The organism is Streptomyces sp. NPDC059037 (assembly GCF_042740015.1).
In the GTDB taxonomy this organism is placed as follows: domain Bacteria; phylum Actinomycetota; class Actinomycetes; order Streptomycetales; family Streptomycetaceae; genus Streptomyces.
In genome coordinates this window covers 1-3,297 of the sequence record NZ_JBHYIG010000479.1, presented here as the reverse complement: position 1 = coordinate 3,297, position 3,297 = coordinate 1, and the positions used below count along the sequence as shown (strand labels likewise).

The window sequence follows — 3,297 nt, the reverse complement described above, 5'->3', positions numbered from 1 at the left end:
ACCCCCCCACCCTTCCCCCCACCCAGAGCCTTCCTGGTCTCGGGGGCTGGTTGTTGTTTATACGCCCCCGGGCCCCGGCCGACAACACCGCCGGGGCCGTGGTCGACCGCTTGGTCGACCGGGTCGAGCGTCGCCTTGGCCCGCTGGACCACCTCGTCAACACCGCGGGCGTGCTCCGGCTCGGCGAGGCCCGCCGGCTGTCCGCCGCCGACTGGGAGGGCACCTTCGCGGTCAACACCACGGGCGTGTTCCACATGTCGCAGGCGGTCGTCAACCGGATGGTGCCGCGCCGTCAGGGCTCCATCGTCACGGTGGCGTCCAACGCGGCCGGCACCGCGCGCACCCACATGGCCGCCTACTCGGCGTCGAAGGCCGCCGCCACCATGTTCACCAAGTGCCTCGGCCTCGAGGTCGCCGAGCACGGGATCCGCTGCAATCTGGTGGCCCCCGGCTCCACCGACACCCCGATGCTCACCTCGATGTGGCACGACGAGAGCGGGCCGCGCGGCACCCTCGACGGCAAGCCCGAGGAGTACCGGCTGGGGATTCCGCTGCGCAAGCTGGCCCGGCCCGACGACATCGCCGACGCCGTGGTCTTCCTGCTCTCCGACCGGGCCGCGCACATCACCCTGCACAGCCTCACGGTCGACGGCGGCGCCACGCTCGGCATGTAGACCACCGCCGGACCGCCGACCGCACGTAGAAAGGATCTCCATGACCGGCCTGCCCCTCATAGAACCCTACGAGCTGCCGGGCACCGGCGAGCTGCCCGAAGCCGTCGCACCGTGGACCGCCGAGCCGGACCGCGCGGTACTGCTTGTGCACGACATGCAGGAGTACTTCCTCCGGCCGTTCCCCCAGGCCCTGCGGCAGCCGCTGGTGGACAACATCGCCCAGCTGCGCGAGAACTGCGCCTCGCTCGGCGTGCGCGTCGCGTACACGGCGCAGCCGGGCGACATGAGCGACGCCGACCGCGGGCTCCTGAAGGACTTCTGGGGCCCCGGCATGCGGGGGGACTCCGAACACCGCGCCGTCACCCGGGAGTTGACCCCCGCGCCCGACGACTGGGTGTTCACCAAGTGGCGCTACAGCGCCTTCTTCCGCTCGGAACTCCTGGAGCGGATGCGCGCCCAGGGGCGCGACCAGCTGATCCTCTGCGGCATCTACGCCCACCTGGGCGTCCTGATGACCGCGGTCGACGCGTACTCCAACGACATCGAGACGTTCCTGGTGGCCGACGCCGTCGCCGACTTCTCGGCCGAGCGCCACCAGTTGGCCCTCGACTACGCGGCACGCTCCTGCGCCGTCGTCACCACGGTCAAGGAGGTCCTCGCATGACGTCTCGTACGACATCTCGCATGACATCCGACGCCTTCGACAGGGTGCTTGCGGGCGAGGCGCCGCCCTTCGCGCTGATCCACCGTTCGACGGCGGAGGGCGAGGCCCGGCTCGATGTGCTGCTCGGCGAGGTCGACGCCTGGCCCGAGCTCGGCGCGATCCCGCTCCCTGAGGAGGGGCCCCACGGCACGGGCGCCCGGCACGACGTGCTGGCCCTTGTGCCCTACCGGCAGATCCGCGAACGCGGATTCGCGGGCGTCGACGACGGCGCCCCGCTGCTCGCGCTGCGCGTGACCGAACAGGACACCCTTCCCCTCGCGGATGCGCTGGCCCGTCTCCCCCGGGAGCCGACCGACCTCGTGGACGGCCGCTTCGTGCCGGACGACGGGACGTACGCCGCCACGGTGCGCGACGTGATCGCCGACGAGATCGGCACGGGCGAGGGCGCGAACTTCGTCATCCGGCGCTCGTACCGGGCCCGGATCCGCGACTACACGCTGCGCAGCGCGCTCTCCTTCTTCCGCAACCTCCTGGAGACCGAGTCCGGCGCCTACTGGACGTACGTCGTGCACACCGGCACGCGCACCTTCGTCGGCGCGTCCCCGGAGCGGCACGTCAGCCTCAAGGACGGCACGGCGGTGATGAACCCGATCAGCGGGACCTACCGCTATCCGCCCGCGGGGCCCGCGCTGCCCGGGGTCCTGGAGTTCCTCGCGGACGAGAAGGAGACCGACGAGCTGTACATGGTCCTCGACGAAGAGCTGAAGATGATGGCCCGCATCTGCGAGGACGGCGGCCGCGTGGTGGGCCCCTATCTGAAGGAGATGACCCGCCTCGCGCACACCGAGTACTTCATCGAGGGACGCAGCGACCGCGACCCGAGGGAGATCCTGCGCGAGACGCTGCTCGCCCCCACGGTCACCGGGAGCCCCCTGGAGAGCGCCTGCCGGGTGATCGAGCGGTACGAGCCCGAGGGCCGCGGCTACTACAGCGGTGTCCTCGCGCTCATCGGCCGGGACGAGCGGGACGCCCGCACCCTTGACTCCGCCATCCTCATCCGCACCGCCGAGATCGCCGGCGACGGGCAGCTCGACATCGGGGTCGGCGCGACGCTGGTGCGCCACTCCGACCCGGCCGCCGAGGCGGCGGAGACCCGGGCGAAGGCGGCCGGTCTGCTCGCCGCCCTGGAGGGCGGGCGCGCTTCCGGGTACGCCGAGCACCCCCACGTCCGTACGGCGCTCGCCGAACGCAACGCCTCGATCGCCCGCTTCTGGCTCGACGGGCGCGGCGCGCAGGTGCCCCGCCTGCCGGCCCTGGACGGCGCGAAGGTCCTGGTCGTCGATGCCGAGGACACCTTCACCGCGATGCTCCGGCACCAACTGGCCGCTCTGGGGCTCTCCGTGACAGTGCGCGGGTTCGACCAGGCGCACTCCTTCGACGGGTACGACTTCGTCCTCCTCGGCCCGGGGCCCGGCGATCCGCGGGCCGCCGGACATCCGAAGGTCGACCGGCTGCGCGCGGCCGTCGACACGCTCCTCGCCGAGCGCCGGCCCTTTCTCGCCGTCTGCTTCAGCCACCAAGTCCTTTGCACGCGGCTGGGGTTCGACCTGTTCCGCAGGGACACCCCGAACCAGGGCACGCAGCGGGAGATCGATCTCTTCGGTGCGCGGGAGACGGTCGGCTTCTACAACACGTTCGAGGCCCGGTGGAACGAGGACAAGACGGAGTGCGCGGGCGTGGGCCAGGTGGAGCTGAGCCGGGACCGCGAGACCGGCGAGGTGTACGCGCTGCGCGGGCCGCACTTCGCCTCCGTGCAGTTCCACGCGGAGTCGGTGCTCACCCAGGAGGGCGAGCGGATCCTCGCCGAACTGCTGACCCACGTCGCCGAAGGGTGAGGAGCGGGGAGCACGGGGAGGACGGCGCGCGCAACCGGCCGCCGGGGGGGGGGCCCCGCCGCGC

At 72.1% G+C, this 3,297-nt stretch carries 3 protein-coding genes; all 3 read left to right on the top strand.

Going from position 1 to position 3,297, the window contains the following annotated elements; genetic code table 11:
• Positions 1–674: 2,3-dihydro-2,3-dihydroxybenzoate dehydrogenase (locus tag ACFWY6_RS44855; RefSeq protein WP_384703538.1), on the top strand; the 674-nt coding region annotated here is incomplete at its 5' end.
• Positions 675–714: 40 nt separating this feature from the next.
• Positions 715–1,338 (top strand): isochorismatase family protein, encoded by a 624-nt coding sequence (locus ACFWY6_RS44850; RefSeq protein ID WP_384703535.1) that lies wholly within the window; start codon positions 715–717, stop codon positions 1,336–1,338.
• A gap of 20 nt (positions 1,339–1,358) precedes the next feature.
• The gene (locus ACFWY6_RS44845) at positions 1,359–3,233 is read left to right on the top strand and encodes an anthranilate synthase family protein (protein WP_384703532.1); all 1,875 of its coding nucleotides are present in this window, start codon (positions 1,359–1,361) and stop codon (positions 3,231–3,233) included.
• Positions 3,234–3,297: the final 64 nt, after the last annotated feature.

Coding starts and splice junctions, on each gene's coding strand:
- ACFWY6_RS44850 (WP_384703535.1), top strand. CDS start 715: ATGACCGGCCTGCCCCTCATAGAACCCTACGAGCTGCCGGGCACCGGC.
- ACFWY6_RS44845 (WP_384703532.1), top strand. CDS start 1,359: ATGACATCCGACGCCTTCGACAGGGTGCTTGCGGGCGAGGCGCCGCCC.